Origin of the sequence: Natronomonas pharaonis DSM 2160, from assembly GCF_000026045.1 — an archaeon.
Lineage (GTDB): Archaea > Halobacteriota > Halobacteria > Halobacteriales > Haloarculaceae > Natronomonas > Natronomonas pharaonis.
The window spans coordinates 1,672,385-1,686,294 of the sequence record NC_007426.1 but is presented as its reverse complement, the minus strand read 5'-3'; the positions used below and the strand labels follow the sequence as shown (position 1 = coordinate 1,686,294).

Here is a 13,910-nt window from a genome sequence, read left to right as displayed (position 1 = left end):
TTCGAACGCGTTTCAGGTGTTTCATCCCGAGGTGAATCGGAGTTTTCATACCGGTGCTGGAAGGTATGGAAAACGATGGTGCCGGTCCCCCTCCCCCGGCTCGCGCTTGTGGTTTCGCTTGCCGTTCTGGGTGTCAGCCTCGCTGGCTTCGTCAGCGCCGCCGGTCTTGCCGGTGGCCTCTCGACAGCGACAGCCGGCGAGGTTACGGTCGACGACGGGGCGGTCGTGTTCGCCGACGCCGGCGGCGACCGGACACCGGTAGCGGACGCGACGGCCGCCGGACGGATTGAAATCACCGATACGGGCGGCCTGCTCGCGGTTACGACGCGACCGAAAGAGTCCGGAGCGTTGACCGACAGTCAGCGTGAGGCTGCCGCTCGAATCGCTGTCTCGGATGCGACACTCGCCGAACAGCTCGAAACGTCCGACGGGGTGACCGTCGATGTCGCGCCCCTGCGCGCCGACGAACCGGTCGACAGACAGCTACGTCGCTCCGATATCGATGCCGGACCCCCCGCTGGGGCCGTCAATTCGACGTTCCGCTCGGTCGATACCACGGGGTCCTCCATCGCGCTCGAACGGGTCGGGCCGCGGTACGACGACCGTCGCGCACTCGTCGTCGTTGAACCCGTCGACGCTCCCGACGAGTACCGTGCCGTCGTCGACCTCAATGCAGAGACTGTCGACCGAATCCTTCAGCTTGAAGTCGTCAACTAAGATGTTCCCGAACGCCCTCCGAGACGGCCGGCTGGTTGCTGCCGCTCTGCTCGTCGTCTCTACGTTCGCTCTCGGAGTCCAGCTTTTGAATCCACCCGAACTCGTCGTCGCTGGCGGCGACGATGCCGCTCTTGAGACGGTTGGCTACTACTTTCGCTACAGGGATGCCATCGTCGTCGCCGTCTCAGCAGCCGTGTTTGGCGCGTCGGCGGCGTTTCTGGCGCTCGATGCCTATCCGTCCGACAGCGAGGAGAAACGTAGCCTCGAAACGGCGGTTGCCGACAGTCCGGAAGCGGGGACAAGTGATGGCCCCGGAGCGTCAGAAAGCGCCGACGAGACGGCTCGGCGGACCCGCTGGGAGGAGACGGCGGCACGGCTGGCGGACACGGAACGGATTGTTTACGAGACAGCGTTGGAGGCCGACGGTGAAATCGCCCAGCGAGAAATCGTCGAGCGGACCGACCTCTCGAAGGCGACGGTGAGCCGGACGCTTAGCAACCTCGAATCCCGCGGGCTACTTGACCGCGAACGGCGCGGAATGGGCAACGTGGTCGTGTTGCAGTAGCCCCTGTGGTGTGCGTTCTGTCCGCTCGAAAGCCCCGTAATTAATACGTCATCGACCACAGGGTCGGAACGCATGCCGATTGGTCCCCTAAACAAACTCAGCGGCAGACAGCAGGTTGCCCTCGTGGTACTCCTTGCTATCGCCGCCGGTGTGCTTGCCGCACCGCAGGTGTATAGCTTCGTTGCCGACGATGGCGACACCGTCGTCGTCATCGAGATGCAGGGCCCCATCGAGACGAACATGGCCCAAGATGTCGAAGACCAACTCCGTGACGCACGACAGGACGACGCCGTCGAAGCCGTCGTTCTCGAAGTCGAAAGCGGCGGCGGCCTCCCCGCCCAGAGCGAACGGATATACGCAGCCGTCGACCGGACATCCGAGGAGATGCCGGTCATCGCGACTGTCGATACGATGGGCGCGTCGGGGGCGTACCTCTCGATGGCACCCGCCGACGAGATATACGTCGCCCCCTCCGCACAGGCTGTCGGTAGCGTCGGCGTTGCCGGCACCGCGCCGAGCCCGTCCGGCCCGAACGCCGGGACGACCGGGCCGGACAAGCGAGGCCCGAGCACGGAACAGCAGCGCGAGCAACAGCAGATACTGGCAAACCTCTTCGTTGAGAGCGTCATCGAACAACGTGGCGACGAAATCGAACTCGACCGGGAGGAAATCGCCCACGCGAACAGTTATCTCGGTACTGAAGCCGTCAACAACGGCTATGCTGACGACTTTGGCTTCGTTGATGATGCTATCGAGGATGCGGCCGACGAGGCCGGCCTCCGAACGTACTCCGTCGAGACCCACCGCGCCGACGGAGTCGGCGTCGGAATGCCGCTTATCGAAGACGACGGCGACATTGTCGTTACCGAAAACGACGAGACACTGAACGATGCGTTCATCTTGGCTGTCGCCCCCGAGGTGTGGGAAGAAACCGTCGGGACGGAACTAGAACCGGTTAGTTACACCGGTCCGGAGCCGTCCGAGGTTGGTGCCGATGCGGACGGAGGTGTTGATGCATGAGCTCCGATAGTCGCTCGCTCGTCGGGGTTTTCGTGCTCGTCTTCGCAGTTACTGTCGGCGCTGTAGTCGTCGGTAGCATCGGCCTTGATATGGTCGGCGAACAGCCAGAGGTCGAAGAGGACCACTGGAACCTCGATGCAGTCGCCCCGGAGGGCGCTGAGACCGGTGGCGAAATCGCGATGGATAGCTTCGAGGCGGAAAACACCGTTGTCGTCCACGTGCCGCCGAGCGTCCCGGCCGGTGGTGGCATCGCCATGCCAATCGAAGACGACACCGACCTTGATGAAGCGTCTGTCGGCAGCATCGGCGGTGCCGAGCGCGATATCAGTCCGCTAGCGTCGACGCTCGCCGAGAACGGCCACGAGGTCGTCTTCTACCAAGACGAGTTTGAAGACGGCCCGCTCGACGAGACACTCGCCGAGGCGGACGGCTTCATTTCGACCGGTGTCGGAATGCTCTCCGGCGAGGAAACCGACGCCGTCGAGGAGTTCGCCGACTCCGGCGGCCGTGTCGTCCTTACCGCCAACCCCGGCAGCGCGGGTCCGGCCACCGACGTCGGCTCCTCGTTCGGCCTGTATGCTGACTTCGGCTACGTCTATGACATGGCCGAAAACGACCACAACTACCTGAGCGTCTTCGTTGAGCCGGCCGATGGCTCGCCGCTTACCGACGGCGTCGACCGGGCCGTCTTCCGCGGTGCCGCCCCCGTTGGGGCTTCGGACGGCAGCGGCACCTTCGAGACGAGCGATAGCGCACAGATTTCGACGACCCGCGAGACCGGCAGCTACACGGTCGCTGCGACCAGCGGCGATGTCGCCCTTGTCGGCGATTCGAGCTTCATGTCGCCCGAAAACGCCAAGCGAGCGGACAACAACGTGCTCGTCGGCAACGTCGCCGACTACCTCGTCACCGGCGGCCCCGTGACGATGGACCTCGATGACGATGACGAGCCCGAACCCGGCCCCGCACCACCTGGTGACCCTGATGATGATGTCGACGTAGAGCCGATTCAGCCGTAGCTGTTCGAGTCTAATTTTCAAAATAACCCACTTTTTGTAGACGGGATTTACTGGTCGGACATCGTTAGCCCGCGCGCTTCCGCATCGGATTCCCGTCCGACGAGGCGGGCGTGGGCGTTCCAAGCGACCGCCGTCTCGACGCCCGCATCAGCGATGATTGTTCGTCCCTGTCGGTGCAGTCGTACGTCAGAAAGCGCGCCTTCTCGTTGTTGAGCGTCGGCTGCAAGGCGCCGGACGGTGTCTGTATCGAGTCGTGCTCCGGCCGCCCCATACCGAATGCGACTCTGCTCGGGAACTGCTTGCAGGGACAGCCCGACCGCTTTGGCACGGGACAGAACCGCTCCGAGTTCGTCGGGCGCTTTGTCGCCGAGCGCATCGATTGCTCGCTGCCGCTCTCGGTCACCGAGTCGGGCGTAGACGGCTGCGTCTCCACCAAGCAGTGCCGGTAAGGCACCGTGTGCATCGTTTGTAGCTGACTCGCTACCACTGATGGCCGCTTCGAGATGGTCGGTTGCTCGGCCGAGGTCGGGCGCATACCCGACACGGAGCAGTTGGTCATCGAAGGCCAACGAGACGGACACGTCGGGCGCATCGAACCGATGGAGGCCGCCTTCGTCGGGGTGTCGACGGAGCGTGTCGTCAGCCCGGAGTTCTGCGTCGGCCGCGTCGGCGTCGAAGGCTCCAGCGAGGGTGACACATCCCTCGACCGCCGTGCCGTCGACGGCGACGCTGCCGGTCAATCGCCGGGTATCGGACAGTGCGAACGCATCATGGCGCCGGCGGAGCGCAGCCAGCCGATTACGAACGGCGGCCGGCAACGGAGTCTCGGAGACGACGGCAGGGTCGCATGTCGCCGCCACGACCGTCTCGGTGTCGGCGACAGCACCCGCATCGTACCGCGGATATTCCGAGGGTGAGTCGGGGGACTGTGCTGTCGCGGGTGCGCTCGCGACGAGGCCGCCGAGCGTGAGCGCCGCCGCGTTTCGGAGGAGTCGGCGTCTGGAGGGCATCGGAACGGCCTTCGGCGGCATGCCACATAAGGCCCGGCACTTGGCGGTGGGGTCTGCAAGCTTCACTTTCACCACGGTCCCGACGGTGTTTTACGTCCCGGGGGGTTTAGCACAGCCTGAATGACCTCGTATCAGTCGCAACTCGGGGACGGTGGCGGCGGCGAGCCCATTGCTGAGGAGCTCGCCGAGAGCCAACAGTCCATCTCCATCGCCGAGTTCTTCGAAAAGAACAAGCAGATGCTCGGCTTCGACAGCGACGCGAAGGCGCTCGTGACGGCCGTCAAGGAGGCCGTCGACAACGCGCTCGACGCCGCCGAAGAAGCCGGCATCCTGCCCGATATCTACGTCGAAATCGAAGACCGGGGGGATTATTACCGGCTCACCGTCGAAGACAACGGTCCCGGCATCACGAAAGAGCAGATTCCGAAGGTGTTCGGCAAACTGCTCTACGGGTCGCGCTTCCACGCCCGCGAACAGACCCGCGGCCAGCAGGGCATCGGTATCTCCGCGGCGGTGCTTTACTCACAGCTTACCTCCGGCAAGCCGGCCAAGATTACGTCGAAGACCGACAGCCACAGCAGCGCCCAGTATTTCGAGTTGACCATCGATACCGACACCAACGAGCCCGAAATCGACCACGAGCGCGAGGCAACGTGGGAGCGGCCACACGGGACCCGCATCGAACTCGAGATGGAGGGGAACATGCGGGCCCGCAAACAGCTCCACGACTACATCAAATATACCGCGGTCGTCAACCCGCACGCGCGCGTCGAGTTCCACGAACCCGAGGATTCATTTAAATCAGAACGGGCGACCGAGGAACTTCCGCCGGAAACCGAAGAGATACGCCCCCACCCCCACGGCGTCGAACTCGGGACGCTCCTGAAGATGCTCGATGCGACCGACTCCTACTCGCTTTCGGGGTTCCTGCAGGCCGAGTTCACCCGCGTTGGGAACAAGACCGCAGACGGAGTTATCGACAGCTTCCGCGACCGCCACTTCGGTCGCGAGATGGCGTGGTCGCCGCCACAGCCCCACGAGGACGTAGACATCGAGACTGCAGTCTCGGACGCAGTCGCCAACAAGAGCGCCGAGGCGACGGCGGCGTTCGCTCGGGCTGTCGCCGACGAGGTCACCGATATGGCGGCCCTCTCTCACGCGGAGCTTTCGGCTGTCGTCGCGTCGGTCGCTGACGACATCGAAGCCGAACACGACGAGACGTTCGGCGAAACCGTTCGGGAAAACGCCGTCGAAGCGGCGTGGAAATCCGTTACCGACGACGTGAGTGCGGACTGTTATGCGCTCGTCGACGGAGCAACGACGACCCGAAAGGACGATGCGGCCGTCGAAGGATTATCCCGACGGCTCGCCGAGAAGTTCACAGACCAAGAAGACGCCCGCAATCGCTTCCGCCGCTCGACGCTCCGGGAGTTCGTCGACCGTGCGGCCGATGCGACCGAGGAGTACGACGATGCGACCTTCGGCGAAACGGCTCGGGAGAACGTCGTCGAGGCGGTCTGGGAGCGGGCCGTGACCGTCCCCGACGAGCCGCCGACCGTCACGGAGGTCGCCGACAACCGTGACGCGGCCGCCCGATTGCTTGAGGCGATGCGGTCGACTGACATCCTCTCGCCCCCCACCGATTGTCTGGCCCCGATTTCCGAAGACCTCGTCAAAGCGGGGCTCAAAAAGGAATACGACGCCGAGTTCTACACCTCGGTCACGCGGGACGCGTCAGTCCACGGTGGCGACCCATTTGTCGTTGAGGTCGGTATCGCTCATGGCGGCGACATCGCGGTCGACGGCAGCGTCGAGACGCTCCGGTTTGCCAATCGCGTGCCGCTCGTCTACCAGCGCGGCGCGTGTGCGACCGTCGACGTGCTCAAGGGCGTCAACTGGCGCAACTACGGCCTCGACCAGCCCGGCGGCAGCGGGATGCCGAGTGGCCCCGCCGTCATCATGGTGCATGTGGCCTCGACGAGTGTCCCCTTCACAAGCGAGTCAAAGGACGCCGTCGCGAACATCCCTGAAATCGAAGACGAACTCCGCTTGGCACTCCAGCAAGCCGGTCGTGACCTCCAGTCGCATCTCAAAAAGCAGCGCTCTCTGGAGAAACGACGCCGAAAGCAGGACGTCATCGCAGATATCCTCCCGGACATGGCCGCGAAGCTCTCGGAAGTAACCGACCGCGAGCCGCTCGATGTCGAGGACTCGCTGGCCCGCATCATGAACAACGTCCTCGTCGAACGGACCGTCGAGGAGTCGACGGTGCAGCTCTCGGTCCACAACTACGGGGACACGAACGTCGGGCCGGAGGTCACCGACATCGTCTCACAGGAGCCTGACGGCGCGGAATCGGCGACCGTCGTCGAGATGGACGGCGAGTGGTTCCTGAAGTGGTCGCCGACGGTCGGCGGCGGCGAGACGGCGACGCTCGAATACGAGGTCGACGGTGATGCGGAGTTCGACATCTCGGTCGAAGGAATCGAAGCGGAGAAACTCACGGTAGACGCCTAATATGAGCAGCGAATCAGACACAGACACGGAGGACGAAATCGCCCGCGAGCGGCTCATCGAGCTCGCGAGCGACTTCTACGACCAGTTCGCCGAGGGGGAGGTCCCGACGATGGAGATCCCCACCCGGACGAAAAGCAACATCGTCTTCGACGAGGACAAGGACGTGTGGGTCTACGGCGACCGGACATCGACGCGGTCGGCAAACAGTGTCCGCGGTGCCCAGAAGCTCTTGAAAGCGATATACACCATCGAGTTCCTCGCCGACCAGCTCGAACAGGGCCGGTCGTCGACGCTGCGTGAACTCTACTACCTCTCGGAGTCGTGGGACGAAGAACGCGCACAGTTCAACGACCAAGACGAGTCCAACCAGCTCGTCGAGGACCTCGAAATCGTCAGCAAGGTCACGCGCGAGGACTTCCACATGCGACCGGAGGAGTCCGGAGCCACAATCATGGGGCCGCTCTACCTTCGCGAACAAACCCGCCGTGGTGAACGGGAGATTCACTGCCAGAAAGATGTCGGTGAGGGGGGCTACCAGATTCCGAACAACCCCGATACCATCGAGTTCCTCGATAACGACGCCGACTTCGTGCTCTGTGTCGAGACCGGCGGGATGCGCGACCGGCTCGTCGAGAACGGCTTCGACGAGGAGCACAACGTCATCATCGTCCACCTCAAGGGCCAGCCAGCACGGGCGACCCGGCGCATCACGAAGCGGCTCCACGACGACCTTGACCTGCCGGTGGTCGTCTTCTGTGACGGCGACCCGTGGTCGTACCGCATCTACGCCTCGGTGGCCTACGGTTCCATCAAGTCCGCCCATCTCTCAGAATATCTGGCGACGCCCGAGGCCGAATACATCGGCATCCAGCCGGCGGATATCGTCGAGTACGACCTGCCGACGGACCCGTTGAGCGATTCGGACATCAACGCGCTCGAAAGCGAACTGGACGACCCTCGGTTCCAGGACGACTACTGGCGGGAACAGATTGAGCTCCAACTCGACATCGGCAAAAAGGCCGAACAGCAGGCGCTGGCCTCCCGCGGGCTGGATTTCGTCACCGAAACGTATCTCCCCGAGCGGCTCGGTGAGATGGGCGTCCTGTAGCCTGTCGGCTCAGTAGCCGAAATGTAGCGTCGATTGATATACAGGTATCGACCACACTACACCAATGACTCGGCCACGCGTCCTCTGGGCAACGCCGCCGGATAGGCGCCCGCAGTCGGCGGCGGCGGTCGAACTGGAGACGGCGGCGACCGAATCGAACGCTCAGGAGCGAATCGATACGCTCTCAGAAACCGACCGCCGCGTCGACGCCGCTGTCGCCGCTCCGTCGTTTACTGACGGTGACGGCCCTGGCGTTCTCCACGCTGTCCGCGAAGCCTGGCCCGACGCGGCCTGTCTCCTCTACGGGGACCCGTGGGCCGTCCCGGACGGTCGTTCGCCGCCAGTCTGTGAAATTCATCCAGCGACACAATCGCCGATGGCAGTTGTTGACGCCGCCCGAACCGCTGTCAGACAACGGTACCACCGCCCTTACCCAGTCTTTGAGGACGAACGACGCCGGCTCCAACTCGTCGATGCGGCCGACTTCGAAGTCGCGCGGGCGGATTTCCGCGGCCATCTTGAGGACCTCGTCGAGAAAACGGCAGCCGACGCCGCGACACTCGCTGTCGTCGACGATTATACGACAACCGTCGTCGCAAGCACCGCTGGCACACACGGGGTGGTCGTCCCCCGTGGGGATACACCGGCAGCCTATACTATCGATAAGCCGGAGCCGATAACGATTCCTGACCTCGATGCCGACGCCCGGCTTCCGGACGACACGCCGGCATACGGCGGTGATTACCGCTCTTATGTTGGTCACTCACTGTGGGCCGAGTCAGTACCGCTGGCCGCCGTTGAGCTGTTTGCGGACGATAATACGCTCGCTGACCCGCCGACAGACACGCTCTCGTGGCACGTCGCCGACCTTGAGGCCGCAATCGAGTCGGTGCTGTAAACTACCGGCGGCTACCGGACCTGGACGTTCTCAGAACTCAGTAGCACCTACCACGTCGGCGGCTCGATGACGACATCGACGCCACGGCTCTCAAGCTCATCGGCGAACGCGGCCGCATCGGCCTCGATTTCGTCGAACGTGTCGTAATGGACTGGGAGTACGATTTCGGGGGCAAGCGCGACGGCGAGGTCGGCGGCTTCATGGCGGTCCATCGTATACCGGCCGCCGATGGGCGGACAGAACACGTCGACATCGAGGTGCTCGTGGCCTTCGAGAACGTCTGTATCGCCCGGCCAGTAGACCGAGACGCCGCCGAGCGTGATGTGGAAGCCACAGCCGCGTCCTTTCGGGTGGTATGGCTCACCTGCGGGACGGACGTGTGGGCCGTCGGGGTCATTGTATGCGGCCGTCGTGCGGATGATGGCATCGCCGACGGCGATGTCCGCCTCGGCGTCGACTGTCCGCGTCGAAAGCGAAAGCGACGCCGGTCGCGCCACGTCGCGGTCGATGTGATGTGTGTTGATGCCCTCGAAGTAGACAAGCGTCGCCCCGTCGCCCGCAACCTGCTCGATGGCTGCCGAATCGTAGTGGTGGCCGTGGGAGACACAGACGACATCGCCGTCGCCGCCGTCGTAGCCGTCAAGAACGCCGTACCGACCGGGGTCGACGTACACAACGGTCTCGCCGTCGTCGATTCTGAGTGTTGCGTACCCGAGCCACGAGACGGTCACACCCTCGTGTTCTACCATTGTCCGTCGATAGGCGGCCGGCGATAACAAGTCCGGCGGTCGGGCGCGTCGGCAACGCGCCGCTACGATGTCAGGCGGTCGATGCGTTCGAGGCTGTCGGCGTCGGACGGCGATTTGTCCTCGCGAACGCCGACAAAGCGCGGGAACCGAAGCGCATAGCCGGAACCGTAGGTCGGCGACTGCTGTATCTCCTCGTAGCCGACCTCGAAGACGACAGCCGGTTCGATATCGACATCGGTGCCGTCCTCGGTGCGAACGTGGGGTTGGAGCCGCTCGTGGAGCCGTTCGAGTTCCTCGTCGGTAATGCCGGTTGCCACTTTGCCGACTGGCTCGTAGCCGTCGTCAGCACGGGCTGAAACGACGAACGTGCCGAGTAGGTTCGCCCGCCGGCCCTCACCCCATTCGGCACCGGTGACAACCAGATCAAGCGTCTCTACGTCCGGCTTCCGCTTGAGCCAGTTTTTCCCCCGACTGCCCGGTGTATAGGTCGAGTCGGGGTTCTTCAGCATGATGCCTTCGTGCCCGGCGTCGAGCGCATCGGCTTCAATGTCGGCAACCTCGTCGGCATCATCGGCGTAGGAAAGCGGTGAGACACCGTCCGCAAGCAGCGACTCCAGTCGGTCGTGCCGCTCCGACAGCGGGGTATCGAGGAGGTCTTCGCCGTCTACGTGGAGACAATCAAAGGCGTACAGCTCGACGGAAACATCTTCCCGGGCGGCAGCAACGTCGTGCTTTCGGCGGAACCGGCGGAGTATCTCTTGAAACGGCCGGGGGGTCCCGTCGTCGTCGACGGCGACGACTTCGCCGTCAAGGATGGCCGGCACCGACAGCGACTGTTCGACGAACTCGACGACTTCCGGCAGCGGCTCGGTTACTTCTTCGAGGTTTCGGGAGAAGAGTCGCGCCGAGTCACCGTCGTAGTGGACCTGCACCCGCGCGCCGTCGTACTTCGTCTCGACAGCCGCCGTTCCCCATTCATCGAGCGCTTCGACGGCGGTGCCGGCCTGTGCCAACATCGCCTTGACCGGCCGGCCGACGACCAGCCCGATGTCGTCGAGCCCGGCGGCACCGTCGTCGCGGGCCGTCTCGGCGACCAGCCCGCAGTCGTTTGCGACCTGCAACGCCCGCTCGACATCCGGCTCCGGGACCTCGAATGCGGCCGCGATGGCATCCCTGACGGTTCCCTCGCCAACGCCGACGCGCATCTCGCCGAGCACCAGCCGGGCAAGGAACCGCGCCTCGGTCGGCTCGGCTCGATTGAAAAGGTCAAACAGCCGGTCGCGCTTTGCATCAGTGCTGCCGTCGCCTGCAGCGGCTGCAAGTGCCTGTAGCGTCTCCTCGACGCCGCTTACGGTCAGTGCTTCGCGGTCGGTGCCACCCCCGAACGCGGCCAGTCCCTGCTGTCCGCCGAGGTCGAGCGATTCGGCGACGGCCCCGATTTCGCCGACCTCCGCCAGCCGGCGCTCGATGTCGTCGCTGTCGACGTTCGGGCCGGCGGCCTTGGCGAGTGCCTCGTAACACAGCGAGGGGCCGATATCGAGTTTCGTGCTGTCGTGGGCCGGAAACACCCGCCCCTGGACGAACCGGGCGACCGTCCCGAGGTCGTCGCCGGCGTCGGCACACAGCGTCGCGACGAGGTCGACCGTCTCCAGGTCGGCCGGTTCGGACTCTATCTCCGCGGCACGGGCGGCGAACTCGGCGAATTCCATCACTACTCGGTAGGAGAAAGCGCCGATTAAAAGGCGTGATTCGTCGGGGCGGAGCCGGTCTATAGGACTTCGTCGAAGTCCTTGTGGCCCTTGATTTCGACGTCCTCGTCGGTGACGGTCGCGAGGAAGACGCCGTTACCGGAGCCGGTGTCCCGCTCGACGGCGGCCTTGATGCCCGAGGCGGCGACGCGCTTTGCCTCCTCGTTTGTCATGTCGTCTTCGTACTCCCGTTCGAGGGTCCCGTAGGCGACAGTCAGCCCGGAGCCGGTGACGGTGTAGTCGTCTTTCATGACGCCGCCGGCGGGGTCGATGGAGTAGACGTGGTGGCCTTCGTCGTCGACGCCGCCGAGGATGGGGTTGATAGCGAAGAAGGGGCCGCCGCGGGCGAAGTTGCCGGCCAGCGTCGCCAGGGCGTTAATGGAGATGTCCTCGCCGCGTCGAGCCTCATAGAGGTCTACCTCGGCGCGCAGCGAGCGGATGAACGACTGTGCGCCGCCGACGCTCCCAACAAGCGTCAGCGCCGCGCTGGGGTGAATCTGTTCGACCTTCTGGACGTTCTTGTTCGAGACGAAGCGGCCGCCCAGCGAGGCGCGCATGTCCGTCGCGATGACGACGCCTTCGGCGGTCGAGATACCGATGGTCGTCGTTCCAGTCTTGTTGACGTTGTCGAGGTCGGCCATCGAGAGGTCGTTCGATGGGACCTCGCCGAGCTCCGGCTCGTACGGCGAGAGCGTGTGGTCCTGTCCGGTGCGCGGCAGGGAGGAATCAGGTTGACGCATTGACCGCTTCTACAAACCGACCGCAGATAAATCCTTCCGGTCAGGCTTCCGGCAAGCTTCGCTCGTAGGCCGAGCCGAGCCGCGAGACCAGCCGGTCGACCGGTAGCTGGATGCCGGCGCGGTTCGCCACGAGCGCGAGCGGAAGCATGGCGATGCCGAAGACGATACTAAGTTGGTACAGCGCGAGCACCGAAGCCTGGTACAGGCGTGTTGCCATCGTGGTCTGTGCCAAGCGAGTGGATGTATATAAGCTTTGTTGCAGAAGCAACCGACCCATCGCCGCGCAGTCGTGCGGTTTTCTTTTGCTGGCTCGATCGCCGCCTCCACCCACGACCCCACCGTCTCAGAGCAGATAACAGGGGTAGCTACCGCTCCAGATACGCATAACATATGAGAATATCTCCGGTGACGTGCGCAAACGAGTACGCTGTGGTCTCGCCGGGAAAGTGGCGATAGCCAGCCGCTGGTCGCTGGCCGCTCTGTCAGCGCGAACCGGAAAACAATAGGGCTATCCGTCCCGCACCGTTCGACACGGATATGAGCAACTACCTCGTTGCGATGGAAGCAGCATGGTTGGTGCGTGATGTTGAGGAGATCGACGACGCGATAGGAGTCGCCGTCAGCGAGGCAGGAAAGCGGCTCAACGAGGCCGACATGGACTACGTCGAGGTCGAAGTCGGGTCAACGCCGTGTCCGGCCTGTGGCGAGCCGTTCGATTCGGCGTTCGTCGCTGCCGACACTGCGCTTGTCGGCCTCGGGCTGGAGATGACCGTGTTCAACGCCGACAGCGACCAGCACGCCGCCAGAATCGCCAAAAGCGAAATCGGCGGCGCGCTTCGGGACGTTCCGCTGAAGGTCATCCAGACCTTCGAGACCGAAGACGACGAAAGCGAGTAGTCACCGTCGTCAGCCGCGTTGTTCTGTCTTCGTGGCGTATCTGCCGGACGCGCTCTATCTGGACCGCAGCGTATCATTTCGGTTGCCAACAGGCACTCAAAGACGTCTATGGTGAAACTTCGTGGGCCGAGGTGAAAGAATGAGACGAGACGTGAACTCGCTGTACTGACCGCCAAAGAATCCTCCCAAACCTTTCTCTGACCGGCTCGGACTGTCCAAGCGACGGTTCCGCGCTCCGGATAGTTCTTCGGTCCGCTCAGTCCGGTCGCCAACCGTATCAGGAAATGTGGGCCGCCACGTCTGCCTCGGTGACGATGCCCTGTAGCTGACCGTCTTCGACGACCATCACGGCGTCCTGATGGTTGAGATGTGCGTTGACTTCGTCGAGTGTCGCGTCCGGTTCGACGGTCGTAATCGCCTCCCGCATCGCCTCGGCGACGGGAAGGTCACCGGCGCTTTCCGAATCGAGCTGTCGGATATCGGAGTTCGAGATAATGCCCTGTGGGCGACCGTCGCGAATGACCGGCAGCTGCGAGTAGCCCTCCGTTACCATCACGTCGATGGCCTCACGGACGCTGTCATCAGGAGCGACGGAGACGACACCCTCGTGCATGATATCAGCGGCGTGCATCACCGCGCTTTCGGCCTCGTCGAGAGCGTTGACAATGCGCCGCAATGTCGACAGCCGCGGGTCGACATCGCCGCCCTCGATACGGGCGATAAGTGGCTGTGAAACGTCGGCGTAGTCGGCTAACTCGCTCTGTGTCAGCTCCAGCTCCGTCCGACGCTCCTTGAGGTCCGCCGGCGTCGGCAGGTCCATACCCATGCGGAACGATTACCACCAGTTATGCAAAAAGCTTCCCCTCGTATCGTCGGACGTGCCTGTCCGCCGGGGAATCCGCGCATGTATCCAGCGCAGCCG

At 63.9% G+C, this 13,910-nt stretch carries 14 protein-coding genes; 8 read left to right on the top strand and 6 right to left on the bottom strand.

Annotated elements, in window-relative coordinates; translation table 11 throughout:
* The first annotated feature begins 75 nt into the window (after positions 1–75).
* The 4 genes from NP_RS08630 to NP_RS08615 all read left to right on the top strand — a co-directional run bounded on the left by NP_RS08630 (position 76) and on the right by NP_RS08615 (position 3,321).
* Positions 76–717: a hypothetical protein gene (locus tag NP_RS08630; protein ID WP_011323457.1), complete on the top strand. Its 642-nt coding sequence runs from the start codon at positions 76–78 to the stop codon at positions 715–717.
* 1 nt (position 718) lies between these two features.
* Positions 719–1,282 (top strand): helix-turn-helix transcriptional regulator, encoded by a 564-nt coding sequence (locus NP_RS08625; protein ID WP_011323456.1) that lies wholly within the window; start codon positions 719–721, stop codon positions 1,280–1,282.
* 72 nt (positions 1,283–1,354) lie between these two features.
* The gene (locus NP_RS08620) at positions 1,355–2,302 is read left to right on the top strand and encodes a S49 family peptidase (RefSeq protein WP_011323455.1); all 948 of its coding nucleotides are present in this window, start codon (positions 1,355–1,357) and stop codon (positions 2,300–2,302) included.
* The gene (locus NP_RS08615) at positions 2,299–3,321 is read left to right on the top strand and encodes a DUF4350 domain-containing protein (protein WP_011323454.1); all 1,023 of its coding nucleotides are present in this window, start codon (positions 2,299–2,301) and stop codon (positions 3,319–3,321) included. Before NP_RS08620 ends, NP_RS08615 begins: the two co-directional genes overlap by 4 nt.
* 47 nt (positions 3,322–3,368) lie before the next feature.
* Here NP_RS08615 and NP_RS08610 read toward each other — a convergent pair whose 3' ends face one another.
* Complete coding sequence (locus NP_RS08610; RefSeq protein WP_011323453.1) at positions 3,369–4,331, bottom strand: hypothetical protein; 963 nt, start codon at positions 4,329–4,331, stop codon at positions 3,369–3,371.
* Positions 4,332–4,451: 120 nt separating this feature from the next.
* Here NP_RS08610 and NP_RS08605 point away from each other — a divergent pair, with 120 nt between their 5' ends.
* The 3 genes from NP_RS08605 to NP_RS08595 all read left to right on the top strand — a co-directional run bounded on the left by NP_RS08605 (position 4,452) and on the right by NP_RS08595 (position 8,854).
* Positions 4,452–6,848 carry a DNA topoisomerase VI subunit B gene (locus tag NP_RS08605; protein ID WP_011323452.1) on the top strand — a complete coding sequence of 799 codons (2,397 nt, stop codon included), beginning with the start codon at positions 4,452–4,454 and terminating at the stop codon, positions 6,846–6,848.
* A 1-nt stretch (position 6,849) separates the two neighbouring features.
* Positions 6,850–7,956 (top strand): DNA topoisomerase IV subunit A, encoded by a 1,107-nt coding sequence (locus NP_RS08600; protein ID WP_011323451.1) that lies wholly within the window; start codon positions 6,850–6,852, stop codon positions 7,954–7,956.
* A gap of 64 nt (positions 7,957–8,020) precedes the next feature.
* Positions 8,021–8,854: a hypothetical protein gene (locus NP_RS08595; RefSeq protein ID WP_011323450.1), complete on the top strand. Its 834-nt coding sequence runs from the start codon at positions 8,021–8,023 to the stop codon at positions 8,852–8,854.
* Positions 8,855–8,901: 47 nt separating this feature from the next.
* On the opposite strand, the gene NP_RS08590 is transcribed toward NP_RS08595, so the two are convergent.
* The 4 genes from NP_RS08590 to NP_RS14775 all read right to left on the bottom strand — a co-directional run bounded on the left by NP_RS08590 (position 8,902) and on the right by NP_RS14775 (position 12,308).
* On the bottom strand, positions 8,902–9,603 hold the full coding sequence (locus NP_RS08590; RefSeq protein WP_011323449.1) for an MBL fold metallo-hydrolase: 702 nt from the start codon (positions 9,601–9,603) through the stop codon (positions 8,902–8,904).
* Between the two features lie 62 nt (positions 9,604–9,665).
* Positions 9,666–11,312, bottom strand: coding sequence for an ATP-dependent DNA ligase LigA (ligA, locus tag NP_RS08585; RefSeq protein WP_011323448.1), 1,647 nt, complete (start codon positions 11,310–11,312; stop codon positions 9,666–9,668).
* A gap of 59 nt (positions 11,313–11,371) precedes the next feature.
* Positions 11,372–12,091: an archaeal proteasome endopeptidase complex subunit beta gene (gene psmB / locus NP_RS08580; RefSeq protein WP_011323447.1), complete on the bottom strand. Its 720-nt coding sequence runs from the start codon at positions 12,089–12,091 to the stop codon at positions 11,372–11,374.
* 40 nt (positions 12,092–12,131) lie between these two features.
* A complete protein-coding gene (locus tag NP_RS14775; RefSeq protein WP_169303786.1) occupies positions 12,132–12,308 on the bottom strand; it encodes a hypothetical protein in 177 nt (58 codons plus the stop codon).
* Between the two features lie 320 nt (positions 12,309–12,628).
* On the opposite strand from NP_RS14775, the gene NP_RS08575 reads away from it, so the two are divergent.
* Complete coding sequence (locus NP_RS08575) at positions 12,629–12,988, top strand: DUF555 domain-containing protein (RefSeq protein ID WP_011323445.1); 360 nt, start codon at positions 12,629–12,631, stop codon at positions 12,986–12,988.
* Between the two features lie 277 nt (positions 12,989–13,265).
* Here NP_RS08575 and NP_RS08570 read toward each other — a convergent pair whose 3' ends face one another.
* On the bottom strand, positions 13,266–13,808 hold the full coding sequence (locus NP_RS08570) for a CBS domain-containing protein (protein WP_011323444.1): 543 nt from the start codon (positions 13,806–13,808) through the stop codon (positions 13,266–13,268).
* Positions 13,809–13,910: the final 102 nt, after the last annotated feature.

Excerpts from the sequence above, each read along its gene's own strand:
- ligA (WP_011323448.1), bottom strand. The coding sequence starts at position 11,312 with ATGGAATTCGCCGAGTTCGCCGCCCGTGCCGCGGAGATAGAGTCCGAA.
- NP_RS08615 (WP_011323454.1), top strand. The coding sequence starts at position 2,299 with ATGAGCTCCGATAGTCGCTCGCTCGTCGGGGTTTTCGTGCTCGTCTTC.
- NP_RS08600 (WP_011323451.1), top strand. The coding sequence starts at position 6,850 with ATGAGCAGCGAATCAGACACAGACACGGAGGACGAAATCGCCCGCGAG.
- NP_RS08605 (WP_011323452.1), top strand. The coding sequence starts at position 4,452 with ATGACCTCGTATCAGTCGCAACTCGGGGACGGTGGCGGCGGCGAGCCC.
- NP_RS08610 (WP_011323453.1), bottom strand. The coding sequence starts at position 4,331 with ATGCCCTCCAGACGCCGACTCCTCCGAAACGCGGCGGCGCTCACGCTC.
- NP_RS08590 (WP_011323449.1), bottom strand. The coding sequence starts at position 9,603 with ATGGTAGAACACGAGGGTGTGACCGTCTCGTGGCTCGGGTACGCAACA.
- NP_RS08630 (WP_011323457.1), top strand. The coding sequence starts at position 76 with ATGGTGCCGGTCCCCCTCCCCCGGCTCGCGCTTGTGGTTTCGCTTGCC.
- NP_RS08620 (WP_011323455.1), top strand. The coding sequence starts at position 1,355 with ATGCCGATTGGTCCCCTAAACAAACTCAGCGGCAGACAGCAGGTTGCC.
- psmB (WP_011323447.1), bottom strand. The coding sequence starts at position 12,091 with ATGCGTCAACCTGATTCCTCCCTGCCGCGCACCGGACAGGACCACACG.
- NP_RS08595 (WP_011323450.1), top strand. The coding sequence starts at position 8,021 with ATGACTCGGCCACGCGTCCTCTGGGCAACGCCGCCGGATAGGCGCCCG.
- NP_RS08570 (WP_011323444.1), bottom strand. The coding sequence starts at position 13,808 with ATGGACCTGCCGACGCCGGCGGACCTCAAGGAGCGTCGGACGGAGCTG.
- NP_RS08625 (WP_011323456.1), top strand. The coding sequence starts at position 719 with ATGTTCCCGAACGCCCTCCGAGACGGCCGGCTGGTTGCTGCCGCTCTG.
- NP_RS08575 (WP_011323445.1), top strand. The coding sequence starts at position 12,629 with ATGAGCAACTACCTCGTTGCGATGGAAGCAGCATGGTTGGTGCGTGAT.
- NP_RS14775 (WP_169303786.1), bottom strand. The coding sequence starts at position 12,308 with ATGGCAACACGCCTGTACCAGGCTTCGGTGCTCGCGCTGTACCAACTT.